This window comes from Mobilisporobacter senegalensis (assembly GCF_003752155.1).
Classification (GTDB): Bacteria; Bacillota; Clostridia; order Lachnospirales; family Lachnospiraceae; genus Mobilisporobacter; species Mobilisporobacter senegalensis.
Genome location: NZ_RJVG01000005.1, coordinates 115659 through 136529, shown reverse-complemented (window position 1 = coordinate 136529; position 20871 = coordinate 115659). Strand labels below are relative to the sequence as shown.

General features: G+C 33.1%; 15 protein-coding genes. 14 read left to right on the top strand and 1 reads right to left on the bottom strand.

Annotated features, from left to right (window positions below):
- Window position 1 precedes the first annotated feature (1 nt).
- The 11 genes from EDD66_RS09690 (at window position 2) to EDD66_RS09645 (ending at window position 14494) form a co-directional block, all read left to right on the top strand.
- Window positions 2-1723, top strand: a complete 1722-nt coding sequence (locus tag EDD66_RS09690) for an ATPase, T2SS/T4P/T4SS family (protein ID WP_123609373.1) — start codon at window positions 2-4, stop codon at window positions 1721-1723.
- Entirely contained in the window at window positions 1720-3663 is a 1944-nt protein-coding gene (locus EDD66_RS09685) for a hypothetical protein (RefSeq protein WP_123609372.1), read from the top strand. Before EDD66_RS09690 ends, EDD66_RS09685 begins: the two co-directional genes overlap by 4 nt.
- Before the next feature lie 57 nt (window positions 3664-3720).
- The gene (locus tag EDD66_RS09680) at window positions 3721-4173 is read left to right on the top strand and encodes a hypothetical protein (protein WP_123609371.1); all 453 of its coding nucleotides are present in this window, start codon (window positions 3721-3723) and stop codon (window positions 4171-4173) included.
- A 9-nt stretch (window positions 4174-4182) separates the two neighbouring features.
- Window positions 4183-4338 carry a hypothetical protein gene (locus EDD66_RS18435; RefSeq protein ID WP_170164311.1) on the top strand — a complete coding sequence of 52 codons (156 nt, stop codon included), beginning with the start codon at window positions 4183-4185 and terminating at the stop codon, window positions 4336-4338.
- 15 nt (window positions 4339-4353) lie between these two features.
- Entirely contained in the window at window positions 4354-4854 is a 501-nt protein-coding gene (locus EDD66_RS09675; protein WP_123609370.1) for a hypothetical protein, read from the top strand.
- Window positions 4841-5668 (top strand): hypothetical protein, encoded by an 828-nt coding sequence (locus tag EDD66_RS09670; RefSeq protein WP_123609369.1) that lies wholly within the window; start codon window positions 4841-4843, stop codon window positions 5666-5668. The genes EDD66_RS09675 and EDD66_RS09670 overlap by 14 nt, the downstream gene beginning before the upstream one ends.
- Window positions 5669-5967: 299 nt before the next feature.
- On the top strand, window positions 5968-7179 hold the full coding sequence (locus EDD66_RS09665) for a hypothetical protein (RefSeq protein ID WP_123609368.1): 1212 nt from the start codon (window positions 5968-5970) through the stop codon (window positions 7177-7179).
- Window positions 7180-7190: 11 nt separating this feature from the next.
- Complete coding sequence (locus tag EDD66_RS09660) at window positions 7191-10403, top strand: DUF5704 domain-containing protein (RefSeq protein WP_123609367.1); 3213 nt, start codon at window positions 7191-7193, stop codon at window positions 10401-10403.
- A gap of 98 nt (window positions 10404-10501) precedes the next feature.
- Entirely contained in the window at window positions 10502-11734 is a 1233-nt protein-coding gene (locus EDD66_RS09655) for a right-handed parallel beta-helix repeat-containing protein (protein WP_123609366.1), read from the top strand.
- An 87-nt stretch (window positions 11735-11821) separates the two neighbouring features.
- A complete protein-coding gene (locus EDD66_RS09650) occupies window positions 11822-13672 on the top strand; it encodes a right-handed parallel beta-helix repeat-containing protein (protein ID WP_123609365.1) in 1851 nt (616 codons plus the stop codon).
- Window positions 13673-13897: 225 nt separating this feature from the next.
- Window positions 13898-14494, top strand: a complete 597-nt coding sequence (locus tag EDD66_RS09645; RefSeq protein WP_123609364.1) for a zinc dependent phospholipase C family protein — start codon at window positions 13898-13900, stop codon at window positions 14492-14494.
- 165 nt (window positions 14495-14659) lie between these two features.
- Here the strand turns inward: EDD66_RS09645 and EDD66_RS09640 are convergent, their stop codons facing one another.
- Window positions 14660-15052, bottom strand: a complete 393-nt coding sequence (locus EDD66_RS09640; RefSeq protein WP_123609363.1) for a DUF2752 domain-containing protein — start codon at window positions 15050-15052, stop codon at window positions 14660-14662.
- A 204-nt stretch (window positions 15053-15256) separates the two neighbouring features.
- On the opposite strand from EDD66_RS09640, the gene EDD66_RS09635 reads away from it, so the two are divergent.
- The 3 genes from EDD66_RS09635 to EDD66_RS09625 all read left to right on the top strand — a co-directional run bounded on the left by EDD66_RS09635 (window position 15257) and on the right by EDD66_RS09625 (window position 20868).
- The gene (locus EDD66_RS09635; protein WP_123609362.1) at window positions 15257-16891 is read left to right on the top strand and encodes an ABC-F family ATP-binding cassette domain-containing protein; all 1635 of its coding nucleotides are present in this window, start codon (window positions 15257-15259) and stop codon (window positions 16889-16891) included.
- Between the two features lie 237 nt (window positions 16892-17128).
- Window positions 17129-18931: an ABC-F family ATP-binding cassette domain-containing protein gene (locus tag EDD66_RS09630; RefSeq protein WP_123609361.1), complete on the top strand. Its 1803-nt coding sequence runs from the start codon at window positions 17129-17131 to the stop codon at window positions 18929-18931.
- A gap of 41 nt (window positions 18932-18972) precedes the next feature.
- Window positions 18973-20868 (top strand): alpha-amylase family glycosyl hydrolase, encoded by a 1896-nt coding sequence (locus tag EDD66_RS09625; protein ID WP_123609360.1) that lies wholly within the window; start codon window positions 18973-18975, stop codon window positions 20866-20868.
- The last annotated feature ends 3 nt before the right edge of the window (window positions 20869-20871 follow it).

Here is a 20871-nt window from a genome sequence, read left to right as displayed (position 1 = left end):
GATGTTTCAAAATCACTATCAGAGTAAAGATACAGTAATAAATGAATATAATTTTGAACCCTTATTATTGGGAATCATGGAAACCTTTAATCAGATATTAAGAATGAATGTATATGAAGCTGGTTTTACGAAAGAAGAAATTGATGAAAGAATGAAGAATAAGAAGCAGCTGCGTAAAGCTTTACGGAACTGCGCTTATGGAGATAAATCATCAAAAATATATGTGAAGGATCATATCAAAGACATCCTTGTCCGAAAGTATAAGATCAATCCTGTCAATATAGATTCTGTTATACCGTTTTCTAATATAGTTAAGTTAAATGCCATGGATCAATTTGATATTATGCTATACCAATTGACAAAGAAACATAGGTATCATGCATTAGATATTTTTATACAGGAAAATGATCTGGCAGAGCCCAAGAAAGATTCTCAGGGAAACAGATATTATGAGATATCAGAGGAAGATATTAAAAATGTATTTGAACGTTGCTTTTATATGAATTTAACTTTTATAGATAAAATAAATATTTTGACCCAAAGAATATATCAAAGGTATAAGGGCAATGGGGTTATCGATGAGATTCGAGATATGAAGATAGACGGGGTAAGCGCAGGCGTTTCCGGAATCCCGGAAGGACTTGATATGAGTGACTGGAATCAGGTCAAGACAACATCAGCCTATGAAAGTGTATGGATATTTTATAAAGGAAAGTCGATTCATTTATCTTTCCTGGGGTTTCATAGCAATAAAGAACTTATCCGGGTATGTAAAAATATCTATCGTTATAATAGCCAGGGACAGTTATCTGAGAGTTCCGGATATATCGTAAATGAAATGATGGATGGTTCGAGAGTAGCTGTCGCCAGACCGCCATTTGCAGAAAACTGGGTTTTCTTTGTCCGAAAATTTGACAGTGTCCTGCAGGCAGATATTAACGAACTGCTTACAGATAAGAATAAAGAATTACCAATCAAACTAATCCAGTGGTTGATCAAAGGCTGTCAGATCACAGGGATTACAGGGGAACAGGGGGCAGGGAAGACAACATTGCTAATATCCATGATTAATTTTATAAACCCTACTTACAATCTTAGGATTCAGGAACTATCTTATGAATTACATTTACGGAAAGTCTATCCAAATCGTAATATAGTCTCATTTCGTGAGACAGCATCTACAAGCGGCCAGGAAGGGCTGGATTTTCAAAAGAAAACAGATGGGACTGTTAATATTCTGGGAGAAGTTGCATCTGCTCCAGTGGCCAACTGGCTGGTTCAAATGTCTTTGGTTGCATCTTTATTCACTCTTTTCACACATCATGCAAAAACCACAGAAGATTTAGTTGTATCGCTTCGTAATTCATTATTATTAGAAGGTGGTTTTCATAATGAGAGGGTAGCAACGGAACAGGTGGCAGATACGATTAATTTTGATATCCATATGAAGAAAACAGAGGATGGACACCGATTTATTGAAAGGATCACAGAAATAATCCCAAGAAAAAACAATCTGTTCATGCAGATATATGGGAAAACTGCAAATGATTTAACAGGGGAGTTATTTGCTGCAAATGACATAATTGTATTTGACGGATCTCAATATGTCATGAAATCTTCTTTAAGTGAAAAGGCTATTCAGAAGATTAAAAGTCATCTGGTAAGAGAGGATATAGAAAGTTTTGAGAAGGATTTGGCAGAATGGAGGCAATTACTTAAGTGAAAGAGAAAACGAATAAATATTTATACCTGGGGTATAGAATATTTCATAACTGCTTTCTTACCAGAAAATATGTAGAAAAATTGCGTCATAGCTATGAATTGGTGAAACCAACGGATGAATATACCATTGGTATCCACACAATGAGACTTCTGATAAAATCTTTTCTTATTACATTATTACTTCTAGGGTATTCTTTCAGTCAGAATAACCTATCAATCTATACTTACGGTATGATCCTGACTTTAAGTTACCTATTAGGGAACCATATTGTAATGAATGGTATTGAGAAAGAAGAATTCAAATTATTAAAGCAATTGGAGAAATATTTAGGGGAGGCAAGGCATTATTACCATGCAAATGGAACAGTTGAAGAAGCAATTTATGATTCTCTTGAGGAAGCAGAATATGAAATCTCATTACACATTAATCATATATACGAATTGCTAATGAATGAAGACGAGTTTGAAATAAGTAATTATAAAGAGATTGCTCCCAATAAGTTTCTTGTTACTTTCATGGCCCTTTGCCAGACTACAATTATTTATGGAGATACAGTGAAATCAGGCAAATCTTTATTCCTGACAAATCTTATCCATTTAAAGAATGAAATCAATGTAGAGATATTAAAAAGGGAAAAGACAAAGCATATATTCTCTGGATTAATTTTTATCTCAATTTTTCCTGTTTTCTTTCTAAAGACAATAGAAAGGTGGGGTGTTTCTAACCTGCCCCGTTTAGAAGAATATTATAATGGAGTTTATGGCATTGTGGTCTCTATCTTAATTTTTATCATTACGATCATTTCTTATCAAATTATCTTTTACCTAAAAACGAATCTTAATCTTAGGCAAAAGGATTATCTTTTTCTTGAAAATTTTAGCCGGACTAAGGTAGTAGACCAATATATAGCAGAATGGTGCAATTATAATCCAATAAAGGCAAAGAAACTAAATGAACTTGTAAGAAAAAACGGAGATGGTATGACACTTAGACAGTATCTGGCACAGAAAGTCATCATTGGAGTCGGGTCTTTTCTCCTTATTCATATGATTATATTCAACATAATAGTAGTTTCCAGATGGAATACAGTCCATTATGTTGGGAATTACAGCGGGATAAGTTTTGCTGATGAGAAGAAAGAAATCCAATTATATCAGGAGATTATTGAGAATAATACAGACATATACAAAGATCATCCAGGGATCAGGAAAGGATTGTTTCCTTCTAAAAAGGATGTATCACGACAATATGTTAAACTGGCAGATTTAATAGAAGAAGGAATACGGAAAGATAATTTTAAGATAAATACATACACCACAGATATTCTGGTAGATGAAATTATTAATAGAATTAAGGAATATCAAAGTTATGGGTACTATTGGTACTTTATATTACTGGCTTTTGGATTATCTTTTATTTTATCTCATATTCCATATTTTTTGTTACAGTCTAAGAAGTTATTTCAGAATATGGATATGGAGAATGAAGTAATACAATTTCATTCTATAATTATCATGTTAATGTATTTACCAAGAATGAATGTATCCATTATTTTAGAATGGTTAGAAAATTTCAGTGAAATATTTCGATATTCCATTATGGAGTGTGTAGATAATTTTAGTTATGATGAGGAGTTGGCCTTTCACAAATTGAAAGAAGCAGAACCTTTTCTTCCATTTACAAGAATCATACAAAATTTAGAAGCATGTGATAAGGTGGGAGTTGAAAAAGCATTTGACGAGTTGGCGGGTCAACGGGATTATTACATAGAGAAGAGGAAACAGGATAATGAAATCCAGCTTACCAATAAAGGAGTACTGGGGAAAGTGCTTGCATATATACCTTTATTTCTTACAATTGGACTGTATCTGATTATACCATTTGTATTAGAAAGCGTAAGGATGTTTCTAAGTTATATAACACAGATCAATGGAATGTAGAATAATTGCAATGGAAAAAGAATTCAGTATTAAATAATAAAAAGGAAGGAATTATATATGGATAACAGTTTAAAAGGACTTATTTTAGCAGCAGGAACTATCATAACCTGCATAGTGATCGGGTTGGGGTTTTATATTGCCAGAGAAGCCAGGGATACAGCAGCAGGGGGAGCGGGGCAGATTAGTAAATTAAATGCTGAGTTTAATGAAAGTGATAAAGTGATGTATGATGCACTGGAGGTGTCAGGAAGTGAAGTAGTGAATGTAGTCAATAAATTTAAGAATGCTGATATTGGAATAAAGGTGACTACAATGAAAAAGGTTACCTATTATATTAATAATCTTGAGAATAATGATACTACTCTTGGTGATTTATCAAGTGCGTCAATTAAAGATGCCCAAAAATCTTCCAGCAGTTCTTTTATTAATCCCAATGCTCAATTTCTTGGAGAGATTCTTCGGGATGTGAATGAGACCATTATTGGTATTTCATTTAAACAATTAAGTTAGGAGGCCGGTATGGAGAGTGTACTAGATTTGATATATCAGACATTTATAGTAGTAATTTTCTGCTTCGCACTTTCTTTACTTCTCTTATTATATAATAGCTGTAATCAAACAATAGATGAAACTAAGAATGTCTTATATAGACAACATGGGATCATGGAGAATTAAAAGACTGGAGAAAGCATGGAATCATTTGGAAGAGTACTTGAGATATTAATTACTATAATTTTGATTTTCTTAATTCCTATACAATACTTTGCTATAAAGCAGGATATGATTAGTCAGACTTATGTTATGACCCAGACTTCTTATTTCGTTGATTCAGTCAGAAATCTTGGTTATATAAATAAAGAGATGTATGAATCTTATCTTAGGAAACTTTATGGAACAAATAATATATATGAGATTAAGATGACACATTATCAGTTCGTATACGAAGCAGAAGAAACGGATTATAGGAAACATTACTATTGCTTTTATGAAGGGGATATCTTAGAGCAGGTTTATAATGAGGCAGGGGAGGAACGTTATGATTTTCACCAGGGAGATTATCTTATGCTGAAAGTGCAGAATAAGAGTAAAACATTGGGTACTTTTATTGTAGAACAATTAATAGGAACCACTCCCTCTTTAGACCAGATCCAGGTGGTGTATGGAGGTGCCATACGGGATGAAGGCTTCTAATATGGGACTGATCTTCGCTTTTGTATTCATATGTGCTGCTGCAATCATAGATACAAAATTTAATACTCTCTCAGCAATATCAAATCTTCAGATCCAATATAATCATGGAGTGGATAATGCCATTGAAGCAGCAATGGATCGATTGGTTGAAGTGGATGATGGTCTGGAGAAAAAAATAAATAAAGATGAGGCTATAAAATGTTTTTATGATAGTCTATCAATCAATTTTGGTGTTATGGATAATAGGGACCTTAAAAATAAACTTGCAGGCTATGTACCAGTGGTTGCTGTTATTCTGGATGATGGTTTCTACGTATATCATGATAAAGAAAAGGTAGTAAATAATGAGAAAATCGTGGTTAAAGAATTTAGTAAAAAATATCCTTATCAATATTTTGACCAGAATATTACATATTATTTTACACTTATGGATTATGTCAGGCTAATTGACAACACCAGTGAGGAATTTTATGAGGGGGATTATCATGACTTGGCTAAATTGTTTCCACAGGGCATTATGAATGACGAAAGAGAATATGACAGAATTCGTAGAACATGTATCATTAATACTCTTACAGATACTATAGAGATGTATATTAATGAACATAATAAGATTGCTTATCATTACGGAATCCAATATCATTTTGCACTTCCTTATATTGAAAGAGAAGACTGGTATCGTACAATTGATGATATTAGCATGATAGCATTTTTTCAAGGATATCCATATGGTAATAAAATATTGGGTACATATAATCGATTTGCTTTAGCCGGAGCAAGGATTCGTAAAGGGGAGAATTTAGAGCAGAAGTAAATGTATGATAAAATAAGTAAATGGGTGATTTAATGTAGTTGTGATGATATTTGTAATTCTAAACTATAGAAATAAAAAAATAATCACCCACCCGCAAAGTATGTGATTATTTTTTATAATTATAGACTTAAGCGACCAATCATTTGGTACTGATTGCCTTTTCTTATCTTTACCATAACATTATTTTCCAATTTATCAATTTATATCCCAAAAAGTTTACATATTTTAGGATATATAGTATTATATAACCAATTCTAAAAAATTTTAGAATAATTTTTATATGGGGGAGAAATTAGAAGATGAATAAAAAAATGAAAAAGTTATTGTTAATAATAATATTGCTTATTATTATACCTGACTATTCAGTGGCAGCTTCAACAATTAGTGAGAAAATCAGTATAGAAGATTATATTAAATTAATGGCAGAATCCATTAATTTAACGATTGATGCTACGGATAAGCATCCATATATTACTGCCGCTATGAAGGAAGGATTGGTAAATGAGGGGGAGCTTGCTACATATACTTCGAATATCACAAAGGAAGATGCAGCAGTTATTGCTAACAGGGCAGATGAATTGCTTCATGGGACAGGCCATAATACAGATTTATATGATCAGATTAAAACCAAGAAAAGACTATCCGATCTGAGTAATATTACAAATAGTAAACAAGATGCCGTTATTAAGATTTTCTCAAAAGGTATTATGATTGGTTCATCCAATGGATTATATACTCATAGCAGGAAGTTTAATGGAAAAGAGGCAGTAACAGTATCAGAAGCTAAGATAATTGTTACCAGAGTAAAAACTTCATCAAAAAGGAGGAAATTAAGCCCAGATGGGCAGCTGATTCGTATGACTAATTTGCCGAAGAATTATAAGTCATATGAATATATACTAGAGTCTTTTCCAAATGCCTTTTATGAGAAAAAGTTTAAGTATCAGCTTACCAAATATCATTATAAGCCAGTTGAATTAGTAGATTACGCAAGCCCTGTTAGACTAAAGAAAAAAAAATTTAATGATTATAAAATGCAAGAGGTATTAGATGCTTATCTTGATTCTTGGGCTAAGAAAGTACAAACAAACTTAAATACAAGATTAAATGTAGACTATCGAACTATTGATAATGAATGGATTAATACACTAAGAAAGACATATTATATTTATGGTGATTCGGCTTCTGATAAACCTCGTACTAATGATATCAAAGAGTATGTTGCTAAAGTAAAGAAAAATAAAGTAATTATCAAAGGAACTGTATCTGTAGAGCCATCAACCATTTATTACAAAAAGGGCTATTATATTAGAACTTATATAAAGTTTAAAATTGATGATGCAACAAATATGAATGTTCAGGAAGAAGATTTGATTTATGGAAGAACTGTATACTTGCCAAATTTAAAGAAAGATAATTGGGTCACAATGTATGTGGATATTGAATTAGGTTCTGCAAATGGTCTTAGCAATGGTAAGGATTTAGCTATATTTGATGATTCAATCTATTAAGGACGTGTAAAATGAAGAAAAATATATCAAAAAAACTTCTTGCTTTCATTCTTTTGTTTTGTTATCTTTTTACATCATTTGATATTTCTGCGTTGGCTGCAAATGTTGCAGATGTTAAGTCAGAAGCCGGTATGATAATTTTTAAAACAACCGATACAAAAGCAACAACGGGTATAAGATGGAAAACCGTAGGATTTACAATAACAAGAGAAAGGTGCATGTCAGGACAATATAATAACGGCGGTGATCCAATAAAGTTAAATCATGCAACCATTAATCTGAAGCCAGAGTGGATGGAAGAAGATCCTAAAGGTGATGAAATAGAAGTAACTTTTACAATTCCCAAAGTTATAGTTTCTAAAGCTTTACTAAATGCAGGCTTTGGTGAAGTCAGAAATAATGATATACTCTATCTTCACGGAATTCATCAAGTTACTCATGATGGTAAAAATTACGGCGGTAAGAAATATACTTATAGTAGTATTTGCAATGCAGAAGAGTGGGCGAATAAAGATGATTTTAAAGACCGATTTGACATTAAGGTTGAATATGAAGGTGATAAAGAACCAGTTCAAATAGAATATAAAACTTCCACAGGAGAGATTATGGCAACTTTGGATCGTGCTGCACAATACCCGGGGACAGATCTTAATGTTAGATTAGATACTGATCGAATCAATCCTAACGATGGAAAATTATATTACCTCTACAAAAGTTATATTGATTATCTGACCATTGACAAACCTATTCCGAATACAGGAAGGAATATCTTAAACGGTGATCCGTTTGCAGAGGTTCAAGAAAGAGCAGAAAAGCAGAGAGTTGGCGGCGTACGTTTTGTTGCAATTATGAGGTTAAAGAAACCAATCCCGGAAGAAGAGACAGAGCCAGAAAATAGTGAACGAATTGTTAATGAGATGATAGAACCATCTCCTCATGGTGTAATCGGGGCAGATTACCGTAATAATGAGCAATTTGATGCTGCAGATGGTATACCTACAACAGAAGATCTCTATGTAAATGCTTTTTCCAGTAACTATTTACTTGGATATAAACTGGCGAAAACCACAGGAACTAAAAAATATCCCGTCAATGTAAGTAAAACATGGAGCCTTACATGGAGTACATCAAACCCTCCAGATGCAGATGGCAGCCCCACCCCTCCGACACATCATAGTGCTACAGAGACAGTGAATAAAACAGTATATGTTGAACGGTCTTATTCTTATTGGCAGATTGGTACCCTTGATTATTATGGAATCAACAATGCTAAAATAAATAATTATGCCCTTCCTGGTGGCAGTATAACCCTTATACCAAAAGGCTATGCACCTCCAGGCATTACCCAGGTACATAGACCAGACCTGACAGACCATATAAAAGATCCTGTGTATAACACAAGTTTATCTTTATCAGGCTCAATCAGCGGCGGTTCCTCAAAACCTTCTGTCCCGAATGAGTCTTTCGCCTCTCAGGCAGATGGAGTTGTCCCTCAAATCAAGGTAAGAAATGATAAATTCATTTTTGATGGGAAAAATATAATGACGGACCAATATGTTGATACAAAAGCACCATCCCCTGTAAAATTTGAAATTGATACAGAAGAAGTAAATGAAAATGTATTATATGAATCAGCTTTAACAATTGACAGAGATAAAACAAATGGTGAATATGAGACGACTGGAACAATGACCTATAGCAGAATAACCTCTGTCAATCCTGAATTTGATGAAGAATTAACCTATGAGATAACAGGACTGAATAATGTTGTAATTCATACCCCAACGGTCTGTGATGCATATATCTTACCAAGTAAGGAATATAACCAAATGCTATTTCCGGATAAATCAGCAGCTCCTCTGGTATTGGATAGATATTTTAACATTAATCTTCCGACAGAAGGGGAACATCGTTATATCAGGGGTTATGAATACGGGGATTATGGTAAATATATTAATCGCCGCCAGGTAAAAATTCCATTTGATGTTTACCAGGGAAATAACTATATTAGAGCTGGAACATGGCATACCTTAACTTCTGATATTACAACATTTTATATACCAATTTGGGTTGATGAAGGAAATTATACAATTGATTTAAGAAGTATAAGTATCAATGCAGATGGAAATAACGCAATTGAAGAAACAGAAAATCTGGCTAATCTTACATTATCTAATTATGTTGCCACAGATACTATTAATGTTCAGGTATCTGGCAGAATCTATGGACTTAATCTATATGATATCTCTGATTATCCAATCTGGAAAAATGCTTTCAGACAGCCATACTCTACGATTCACACAGGTTTTTATTATCCGGTAGGTATGAAGGATCACAATGGAAACAATAGGGACATCAATTCTAAATTCACTCTTCCATTAGTCAATGGAAATCATCCAACCATAAATAATGCGGGTGTATTAAAAACAGGATATATCACCAGATTCTCATTAATTACTATTGGAAACATGTATGATACAAATGACTACATAAAAATCAGCCCCAAGTTTTATTATATAGACCAGAATGGAAACAACAGGCAGGAAGTAGACATCTACTACTCAGAAACTTTCCTTGATAAGAAACATAGTCTGATAAAAATGGGAAGTGAAAAGGATCAGCTTAATAAAAAAGCATTAAAACTTGGAGAGGTATATCGGAGTGTACCATCTGCAGAAATTGCTACGACTGCCAGAATAAAAGGAGTAACAGAAAAGGTCCTTAAGGGGATAAAGAGAAATGTATTTACCTTTATGAATATTATAATTCCTGAAAATATGAGAACATATATAGGGACAAATTATTCGCCTACAGGTATCATACCCACAGGAGTAGATCCCGATAAAGTTATAAAATCTAAGCAAAGATGGTATGGTGAGTATTATATCCCAAGTGAAGTACATATAGTACCCAAAGGGTTTGATGTGTTTCGGTACGCAAAAGAATATGGCTCAATTGATTATTTTGAAGAGATATGGTTAAAGGATGGGTATATAATAGTCAATTTTGACATTGAGACTATTAATGATGATACAAGATATTTAAGCTATATCAATCCTATAAATTCCATACAGGGTTATTGCAACATGTGGAACAGGGAGGGATTTCAATATTTGAAAACTGATGAGAAAGGAAGGCTATTTCAATTTTTAGATGGGGATTATATTCTTTATGATACGAATCAGTCAGCTGCAATTGATTATATTTCAAGAGGAACTCATTAAGGTATAAATTTCCATGAATCAATATATTAAATAGATAACCTTTTTACGATATTATGACGATATAAAAATATAAGTATAAATGGAAAGGGTGAGAAAATATGGATTTACTAAATCTTCTAAAAGTACAAAAGTGTGATACCATAACTAACTCCCATCCTTTTGCATATGCTGATGCTTCTTTTAAATATATATACTGCTTTGGACTTGGAGTACTTGCTCTTGGCCACATGAAAGCAATTGCAGAAACAAAGAAAAGTTTTGATGAATTACTTGAGAATATAAGGCTTCATCCAAATCAACAGGATAGGATCATTATAGATATTAACAACAATTTTGATTATAAGATAACAGAAGTATTTAAAGTGATGGATACGAAAGAGAAACAATATGCTTTCGCAGGTGATTTAATTCAACTATCAAATAATACTCTATGGGCCCAAATCTATTGTGAGAATGTAACGAATCATTATATGAGTGTTTTCCATTTTACCAAGATGGAAAGACAGTTTCTTATAGATTTCATATCGCTGACCCATAAGAACAACATGAAAGAAGCAATAAAATTATATCGAAAGTTTGTAAAGGGTGGATATCATATCAGCTATGAATTGCTTCGATATCTAAGCGGTGGTTTTTTAATAGAGGAGTCCTTTGAGAATCTCATATTAGATCAGGGGGAAACTTTAGTAATAGATAAACCAACTTATATTCATGGACATGTAATTATAAGAAATGGCGCGAGCCTTATTCTTAACGGAGCTGAGGTAAATATAAATGGCAGCATTTATGTAGAGTCAGGAAAAATTAGTATTCAATATTCTAATATATCAGTGGAAGATACCAATGAAAAATATTTAATACGAATTCTAAATTGCGCAGTAGTTAAAATAGAAGATTCAGAAATTAATTGTAATTTTAAATGTGGAATGATACAGCAGGAAAAGGGTTTCCTGATTGTAAATAATTCTAAAATACTACATACAAAATCGGAAAGAGCAATTCATTTTGATGGAGCGAATTTAACCATGAATGGGACAATGATAGAAGATGCCATGAATGGAGGAGTTCAAATATTGAACCGGTCATCAGCGAATATCGATGACTGCAGTTTCTACCACTGTGAATCGGAACACGGGGCAGCCGTTTACTGTGATTCACTGTCTGATACAAGAATAAGCAATTGCAGATTTCGCAGCTGTAATGCAAAATACATTGGCGGTGCAGTATATTTTGCATACAAAAAATATGGACAGGAAATCTATAGTTGTGAATATATAAAATGTAATCCCCAAGATAGTATTGTATTTAATGATTTTACCCAGGAGGAATAATTAGTTAATAAAAAATACAAGAAATTTTGGAGTCTTTCGGATTTTAAAATCTTTAAAAATAATAAGACTGTAAATGGAGTGATAAGGATGAAACTTGATACATTAACAAAGCTGAATCATAAAAAGAAATCGTTTATAACTCCAAAGCATCCTCTTTTCTTTGAACACTTAGAATTTAAGAGTACCTATAGTGCTGGATTATTTATGCAGGCTGGACTGGGTAAAATAATTAGTCCGCTAAACAACTTTGAATTAGAGCGTACTATATTAAAAGGTTTGGGTCTGTCAAGTAAAGATGCAGCAGGAGTCATTAAGAAAGCAAAAGAAGGAAATCGAATCATTGATGATCTAATTACCATTTTAGATTCCCCTGTGAAAAAGTATTTATTTATATTAGATATGATGAATGTAAGTATGGCAGATGATTCAATATCAGAGGAAGAGCATAAATCAATCCGGATATTTACCCAGCTATTAGAGATTGATCGAAGTGAAGAAAAACTGCTTTTTGAGTTTATTACGAATTCGTATCTAACAGATACGGATAAATGTCTGAAAACATATGAAAAGATGATGAATAAAAAGATGCCGGTTACCATGTCTGAATTAAAATTCTATATTCCGGAGATTGAATATGTGGCTTCTATATATGGGAAGGTAATCATGTCAAATGAAGTATTGCGTTTGGTGGATAACTGTAAACTGCTGGAACCAATGATTGTACCACAAGGAGCAACCTTAGTCATTGATAATGCTAAGATTGAGATATATGGAAATATACAGGTGGATGGCGGGCATTTAATCATTAAAGATAGTATATTAGAGAATAATCTTAATTCATATAATACTCTGATCCAAGTTAAGAATTTTTCAGAAGTTGAGATCTATAATTCCAATATCGATTGCAGATCCTTTGGAAGTGCTATTAATCAGGAGAATGGAAATCTAATAATCGAAAATACGATAATTCGTAATACAACTAATTTTAGCGGAATTAAGTTCTGGGGAAATCAGATCACAATTAAAGATACAATTTTTAAAGGATGTTTTTCTGTAAATGAAGGAGGAGCACTTCATATTAGAAATGGAAGAGGCATGATAAAGGATTGCAGGTTTGAAGACTGTGAAGCTAAAATTGGTGGAGCAATTTATTCCACCAATGAAATCATGATCATTGGGTGTAAATTTAAATTTTGTAAAGTAACAGAATATGGTTCAGCTATATTTTATAAAGGTGAAGTAAAATCAAATATTTCAGAATGTGATTACTACGACTGTTATCCGGAGGGAGAAGAACTCCTTCAGTATATAGGGGATCTGTCTGAGAAAATCATTACAAAAGAATATACAATAAAAGTACCTACAATTTTGGACATACCAATCAGAGTGAAGGAATTGGGAATTATAAATATTTTGGATTGTGTCGTATATATGAAGCAGAATATAATATGTGAAGGTCTGTTAAATATAAAGAATTCGAAGATCGTTGCTCTTAATAATAAGAGTGAATATCTATTTGTATTGGATAGATCAAGGAACTGCATCATTGATCACAGCAAATTTGATGGGAATGGCGAAACGGGGCTGTTATGGACCAGAGGTACAAAAACATATGTTAATAAATCAATATTTTTAAATTCAGTGAAAGGGAGAGCTATCTATGATTCATATGAACCGGAAATCAAACATTGTATCTTTTCCAATTGTATGAATGGAGCATTAAGTACGAATGCAGGAAAGATTAACAACTGTAGCTTTATAAACTGCAGAGATAAAAGTGGTGCTGGTATTCTGATATATGGAAAAAGAGGGGAAATAAACAGTTGCCAATTTATACGCTGTATCTCTGAATACAGTGGCGGAGCGATTGATCAATCTGGATATCATAGAATCACGGATTGCACTTTTGAAGAATGTACTCCAAATAATATAAATTAAAGGAGATGTTGAGAAATACAGTTTAGGGATATGTAGCCGGTCTGTTTTGGTTAGGTGAAAAAATGAACGAACTATGAACAAAAGGTTAATTTTATTTTAATTCGACAATTTCATATTAATTTATATTGAAAATCATTCTTATTTAGAGTAAAATAAATTAGGAGTATAGCACTAGGTTTTATTTAACTCTTATTTTTGGAATTTAGTCAATCATTGGAGGATGACATGAGAAAAAAGTCGCACATTTCCCTTGCGAAATATATTATTAACAACATGCACACGGAAGAGCTTAGGATACATAAAAAAGCCTTTTATATAGGTAGTATTTTACCAGATTGTGTACCATCATTTATTACAAGAAAGCATTCAATCGATGAAACTTTTCATATATTAAGAGAAGAAATAAGAAAAGTTACAGAAGATTATGATGTGGAAAAAGGTATGAATGGTTATTATTGCAGGCATCTTGGTGTAATAACCCATTATATTGCAGATTATTTTACATTTCCTCATAACAGAATTTTTACCGGTACTTTAAAAGAACATTGCAATTATGAAAGTGATTTAAAGAAAGAATTTAAGGAATATGTAGGTTGTGTTCAGGTACGTAAAGAAAGAGATTCCCAAAAAGTATTTCACAATGTGGATGATATCTGTGACTTTATTTTAAAAATGCATGAAGAATATCTAAATGCTATCAAAGTAGTAAAAGTTGATTGTCTGTATATCGTAGATCTTTGCCACAGAGTAATAGATGCTATTCTTTTATTCTTTGAAACAATGTTGGTCAAAGGGAATGACCATACCCCGGTAATCGCTTAATAGATTATGATAATATATAAATAAAAAGGCTTTTGCAAAATATATTTTTCTGGAATTTAGAAAAATCTTATATTTTTGCAAAAGCCTCTTATTTTATCTTTAAGAAAAATTATCATGATTCCATCTTTCTTTTCCAATATAGTGAGCTATAATAAATATCACTAGTTAAAATAAATGAAATATTTTATATAAGAAGGACTCCATAAAATTGAAGGTTACAATATCCTGATCTGAATTTTGAAATCGAATGAAATATACTACTATAAATAGTAATGCGATTATAATCCAGAAAAATTTATTCCATTTGGGATTTATTTTATCTTCAAATAACCATATAATACCCATAATAGGAACAAGGAAATATAATGGATGAAAATAAAAGGCATCTGCAAAATGAAGATGCAGAACCTGAACCCATGCTCTTGTCATTCCACAGCCGGGACAGGAGAGACCAAGGAAAAATCGAAATGGACATCCATAGCCGGTGAAATAAATAATAAGAATATATAATAATAAACAACCAATAATAATAATTTTTTGTTTTAATGCCGTTTTCATGTTCTGCCCTCCAGATAAAGGAAATCAAGCCAGTCTGAATTTACTTATGTAAGTAAATTCTAGCCTGGATTAAATTATAACTTGAATTCTTAGAATGGTCAATAAAATGGGTTTTTTTATAAAACTATTGCAAAATATTGAATATACGATAAAATAGATATGACTGCGAACGAACAAAAAAGAGAGAATAGAAAGGTATTAACAATGATTCAAGCATGTAATGTAACTTTAAGACTCGGTAAAAGAGCTTTATTCGAAGAGGTAAACATTAAATTTACCGAAGGCAATTGCTACGGTTTGATCGGAGCAAATGGTGCAGGTAAATCAACATTTCTTAAAATATTATCAGGTCAATTAGAGCCAACAAATGGAGATATTGTAATTACACCTGGTCAAAGACTTTCCTTTTTACAACAGGATCACTTTAAATACGATGAATTTGATGTACTTAATACAGTGATCATGGGCAATTTAAGACTTTATGAAATTATGAAAGAAAAAGATGCGATCTACGCAAAAGAAGATTTCACAGAAGAAGATGGTCTGAAAGCCAGTGAATTAGAAGGGGAATTTGCAACATTAAATGGTTGGGAAGCAGAATCAGATGCTGCATCTTTATTAAATGGTCTGGGAATTGAAACAGACCTCCACTATAAATTAATGAGTGAATTAAATGGCAGCCAGAAGGTAAAGGTCTTACTTGCTCAGGCTTTGTTTGGCAACCCGGATATTCTTCTTCTGGATGAGCCTACAAACCATCTTGATCTTGACGCAATACGTTGGCTTGAAGAATTCTTAATTAATTTTGAGAATACAGTGATTGTGGTATCCCATGATAGATATTTCCTGAATAAAGTATGTACCCATACTGCAGATATTGATTATGCAAAGATTCAATTATATGCCGGTAACTATGATTTCTGGTATGAATCAAGTCAGTTAATGGTGAAACAGATGAAGGAAGCCAATAAAAAGAAGGAAGAAAAGATTAAAGAATTACAAGAATTCATCCAACGTTTTAGTGCAAATGCTTCTAAATCAAAACAGGCAACATCCAGAAAGAAAGCATTAGAAAAGATTGAATTAGATGATATCAGACCTTCCAGCCGTAAATATCCATATATTGATTTTAGACCCAGCCGTGCAATTGGCAACGAAGTTTTAACAGTAACAAATCTTTCTAAGACAATTGATGGTGTTAAGGTCCTTGATAATATTTCATTCATCATTGGACATGATGATAAAGTTGCGTTTGTTGGACCTAATACACTTGCAACAACTACTTTATTTAGAATTTTGTCGGGAGAAATAGAGCCAGACGAAGGTGAATATAAATGGGGCGTAACAACTTCAAGTTCTTATTTCCCTAAAGATAATACGAAGGATTTTGATTGTGACGATACAATTGTTGACTGGCTGATGCAGTTCTCACCAGAGAAGGATGTTACTTATGTACGTCAATTCCTTGGAAGAATGTTATTTGCAGGAGAAGAAGGAATTAAAAAAGTCAGAGTATTATCCGGTGGTGAAAAGGTACGTGTTATGCTATCCAAAATGATGATTTTAGCTTCCAATGTTCTTCTTATGGATGAACCTACAAACCATTTAGATATGGAATCTATTACTGCATTAAATAACGGTTTGATTAAATTTAGCGGGGTAGTATTATTTACTTCACAGGATCATCAATTTGTTCAAACCATTGCCAATCGTATTATGGAGATTACTCCAACTGGATTGATTGATAAAATTACTACTTATGATGAATACCTTGATAGTGATGAAATGGCTCGAAAGAGACAGATTATGAACATTCAAAGTGATGATGTAGAAGACTAATAGGAATCATTTATTAATGCCCGGGAATTTTATCTCGGGCGTTTTAAATTGGGCGGTAAAATACTTCCTGCTATATTGAGTGATACTCAATATAGCAGGATTTTTGCGTAGTTGCCTTACGTTTTCAGTTGTATAAAAATAATATAAAGTATATAATATTTCTAATGATGATTCTTTAAATTATTATATTATAAATATTTTTCACAGTAGACTTAAATAGAAAAACAGAGGTATATAATGAATTTATTAACGATTGAAAAAATGACAAAAAGTTATACAGATAGAATACTTTTTAATAATGTTACATTTGGGATTAATGAAGGAGATAAGATAGGTGTCATTGGTGTTAATGGTACAGGTAAATCCACCCTTCTTAAAATAATATCAGGACTGGAAGAACCTGACAGTGGAACAGTAACGAAAGGAAATAATATAAAGATTACGTATCTTGCACAAAATCCTATTTTTGATGAAAAGCTGACTATATTACAAAATGTATTGGAAGGTGTTGTTAATGATACAGAACATTGGAATATGGAAGGCGAAGCAAAATCCATGCTAAACAAGCTGGGGATAATGGACTATGATGGGACAGTTGCTATATTGTCCGGTGGCCAGAAAAAGAGGGTAGCTCTCGTCCGGGCTCTTTTACATCCGGCAGATATCTTAGTTCTTGATGAACCCACCAATCATTTAGATAATGAGATGGCAGAATGGTTAGAAGACTATCTGAACAGATACCGTGGTGCATTAATTATGGTAACTCATGACAGATATTTTCTTGATAAAGTAACCAACAAGATTATTGAGATTGATAAAGGGAATATCTACAGTTATATTGCTAACTATTCTAAATTCCTTGAAATGAAAGCGGAGCGGGAGGAGATGGAATTAGCAACAGAACGTAAGAAGCAAAGTCTATACCGTATGGATCTGGAATGGATGATGCGTGGGGCAAGAGCCCGTTCTACCAAGCAAAAAGCCCATATCCAAAGATTCGAAGAGCTAAGGGATAGAGATAAAATTGTTGAAACAGCAAATGTAGAATTGAATTCATTATCGTCCCGCCTGGGTAAGAAAACGATTGAGATTCATGATATATCCAAATCCTATGGAGATACGGTACTATTCAAAGATTTTACTTATATTTTTTTAAAAGATGACAGAATTGGAATTGTGGGTAAGAATGGCTGTGGAAAATCAACATTGCTCAAGATTATTAATGGTATTGTAGAGCCGGATGCTGGTGAGATTGAAATAGGGCAGACAGTCAAGATAGGCTATTTTTCACAAGAGAATGAGTATATGGATGAAAGCCTTAAAGTGATCGACTATATCCGTGAAGTAGCAGAATATATTCAGACCAGTGATGGAAGTGCAAGTGCCGCCCAGATGCTTGAAAGATTTTTATTTACAGGAGCAATGCAGTATTCTTATATTTCTAAATTATCTGGAGGAGAAAAGCGTAGATTGTACCTTCTTCGAATACTGATGGATGCTCCGAATATATTAATATTAGATGAGCCTACCAATGATTTAGATATTCAGACCCTTTCTATACTGGAAGATTATCTGGATAGTTTTAATGGAATTGTCATTACCGTATCCCATGACAGATATTTTCTTGACCGGGTGGTGGAAAGGATATTTGCTTTTGAAGGAAATGGAACCATCAAACAGTATGAGGGAGGATTTACCGATTACAAATTAGCTCACGATAGAATCCAATCGCAAGAAGAGCCATACAGTACTAAAGAAAATAGAGAAAAACCAGCGAATGGTAAGGTAAAGGAAACAAAATTAAAATTCTCTTATCAAGAGAAAAGAGAATACGAAACCATTGATGATGATATCTCAAAACTTGAAGAAAAAATAGAGCAGATAGAAGAAGAGATCCTTGCAAGTGCAAGTAATTACTCGAAACTGAATGAGTTAATGGCTAAGAAAGAAGAACTTGAACAAGAGTTAGAAGGTAAGATGGACAGATGGGTGTATCTCAATGATTTAGCTGAACAGATAGAGAATGAGAAAAGCCAGTAATATAAAAATAATAAAATTTACTAATCTTTTGGAGGAGTAAGATGGCTAAAGTTAAATCTAAAAGTACCAGGGGTGTATATGAAAAAGAATCATATTTTAAGATCAGAGAAGGGACGCCTTTGCCGTTAGGAGTCCGACTTGTAGATAAGAGCGTATATTTTTCAGTTTCCGTACCCAATGGAGAAGAATGCAAACTGAATATCTATGGGAAAGATTCCAAAGAACTGATAGAGTCCATTCGTTTAGAACAGAAAATGGGAAATCTATTTTATTTAGCAATTGATAATTTGGATTACCATCTTTATGAGTATATGTATGAAGTGGAAGGGAAGGAATTCATTGATCCTTATGCCAGGATAATTTCGGGGAAAGAGCATTGGGGAAAGGCGATAGACTTAGCAGAGCAAAAACAGATCCGGGGAGGGTTTTATTTCTCTGAATATCAGTGGGAAGAAGACCGTCCATTAAGAACGAATTATGAAGACCTTATCATATACCGGATTCATACAAGAGGATTTACAAAAGATACTTCATCTAAAGTAAAGAATAAAGGAACTTTTAGAGGGATCATTGAAAAAATCCCGTATCTGACGGATCTTGGAATTACTGCAATTGAACTTTTACCATCCTATGAATTTGATGAAATTATAAAAGAGATTATCAATCCTCATGGAGCTTTGGATCATCAAAAGATAAATTATTGGGGGTATACAGGCCAGAGTAATTATTTTGTGCCAAAAAGCTCTTACGCCGCAAATACAGCAAATCCTATAGATGAATTTAAAGATCTGGTAAAAGCATTGCACAAGGCCGGTATTGAGATAATTATGGAGTTTTATTTTGAGCCTGGTATCAATGAACAGTTTATCATTGACTGCCTGCGCCATTGGGTCATGGAATTTCATATTGATGGTATCAAGATAAACCAAAATGCTATTTCTCCAAAGTTAATAGCTACAGATCCCTTCCTTAGTGAAACAAAAATCTTTGGACTTAGCTGGAATACGGATGAGATCTATCCAAAAGAATTTGTTCCCAAATTTAAGAATTTGGCGGAATATAATGATGGTTTTCTTACCGATGGGAGACGTTTTTTAAAAAGTGATGAAGAACAGGTGAGTAAAGTGGCTGATTGCTTTAAAAGAAATCCCCAGAAGGCTGCATCCATTAATTATATTACCAATACCAATGGTTTTACTTTAATGGATTTATACTCATATGATGTAAAACATAATGAGGATAACGGCGAAAAAGGACGGGATGGAACAGATTATAACTATGGCTGGAATTGTGGAGTAGAAGGAAATACAAGGAAGAAAAAAGTATTAGAACTTCGTATGAAACAAATTAAAAATGCCTTCCTTCTCCTTATCCTAAGCCAGGGAGTTCCGCTGATCCTTGGAGGAGATGAATTTGGAAATTCTCAAAAAGGAAATAATAATGCATATTGTCAGGATAACAGTATTTCATGGCTGAATTGGAAATTAGTTGATACCAATAAAGAAATTCATGATTTTGTTAAACTTTTGATCCAGATTCGAAAGGATCATCCTATCTTACACTGGAAAGAAGAATTAAAAAATATGGATTATGCTTCTTGTGGATTTCCAGATCTATCATTCCACGGAACAAAAGCCTGGTATCCAGACTATACCAATTATAGCAGAATGTTAGGCATTATGCTCTGCGGCAGATATGCCATGATAGACAGAGTACATCATGATGATGATTTCTACTTGGCTTTTAATATGCATTGGGAGGATCACGAGTTTGATCTGCCAAAACTTTCAAAAGGGGCAAACTGGTATATGTTTCTTAATACATCAGATAATGAAATATTCAATTATGATATTACAGAAAAGTCCCAAAATATATTAAAGGATCAAAGAAAATATATGGTGAAAGCCCGTTCTGCAGTTTTATTGATCGGGAAATAATAT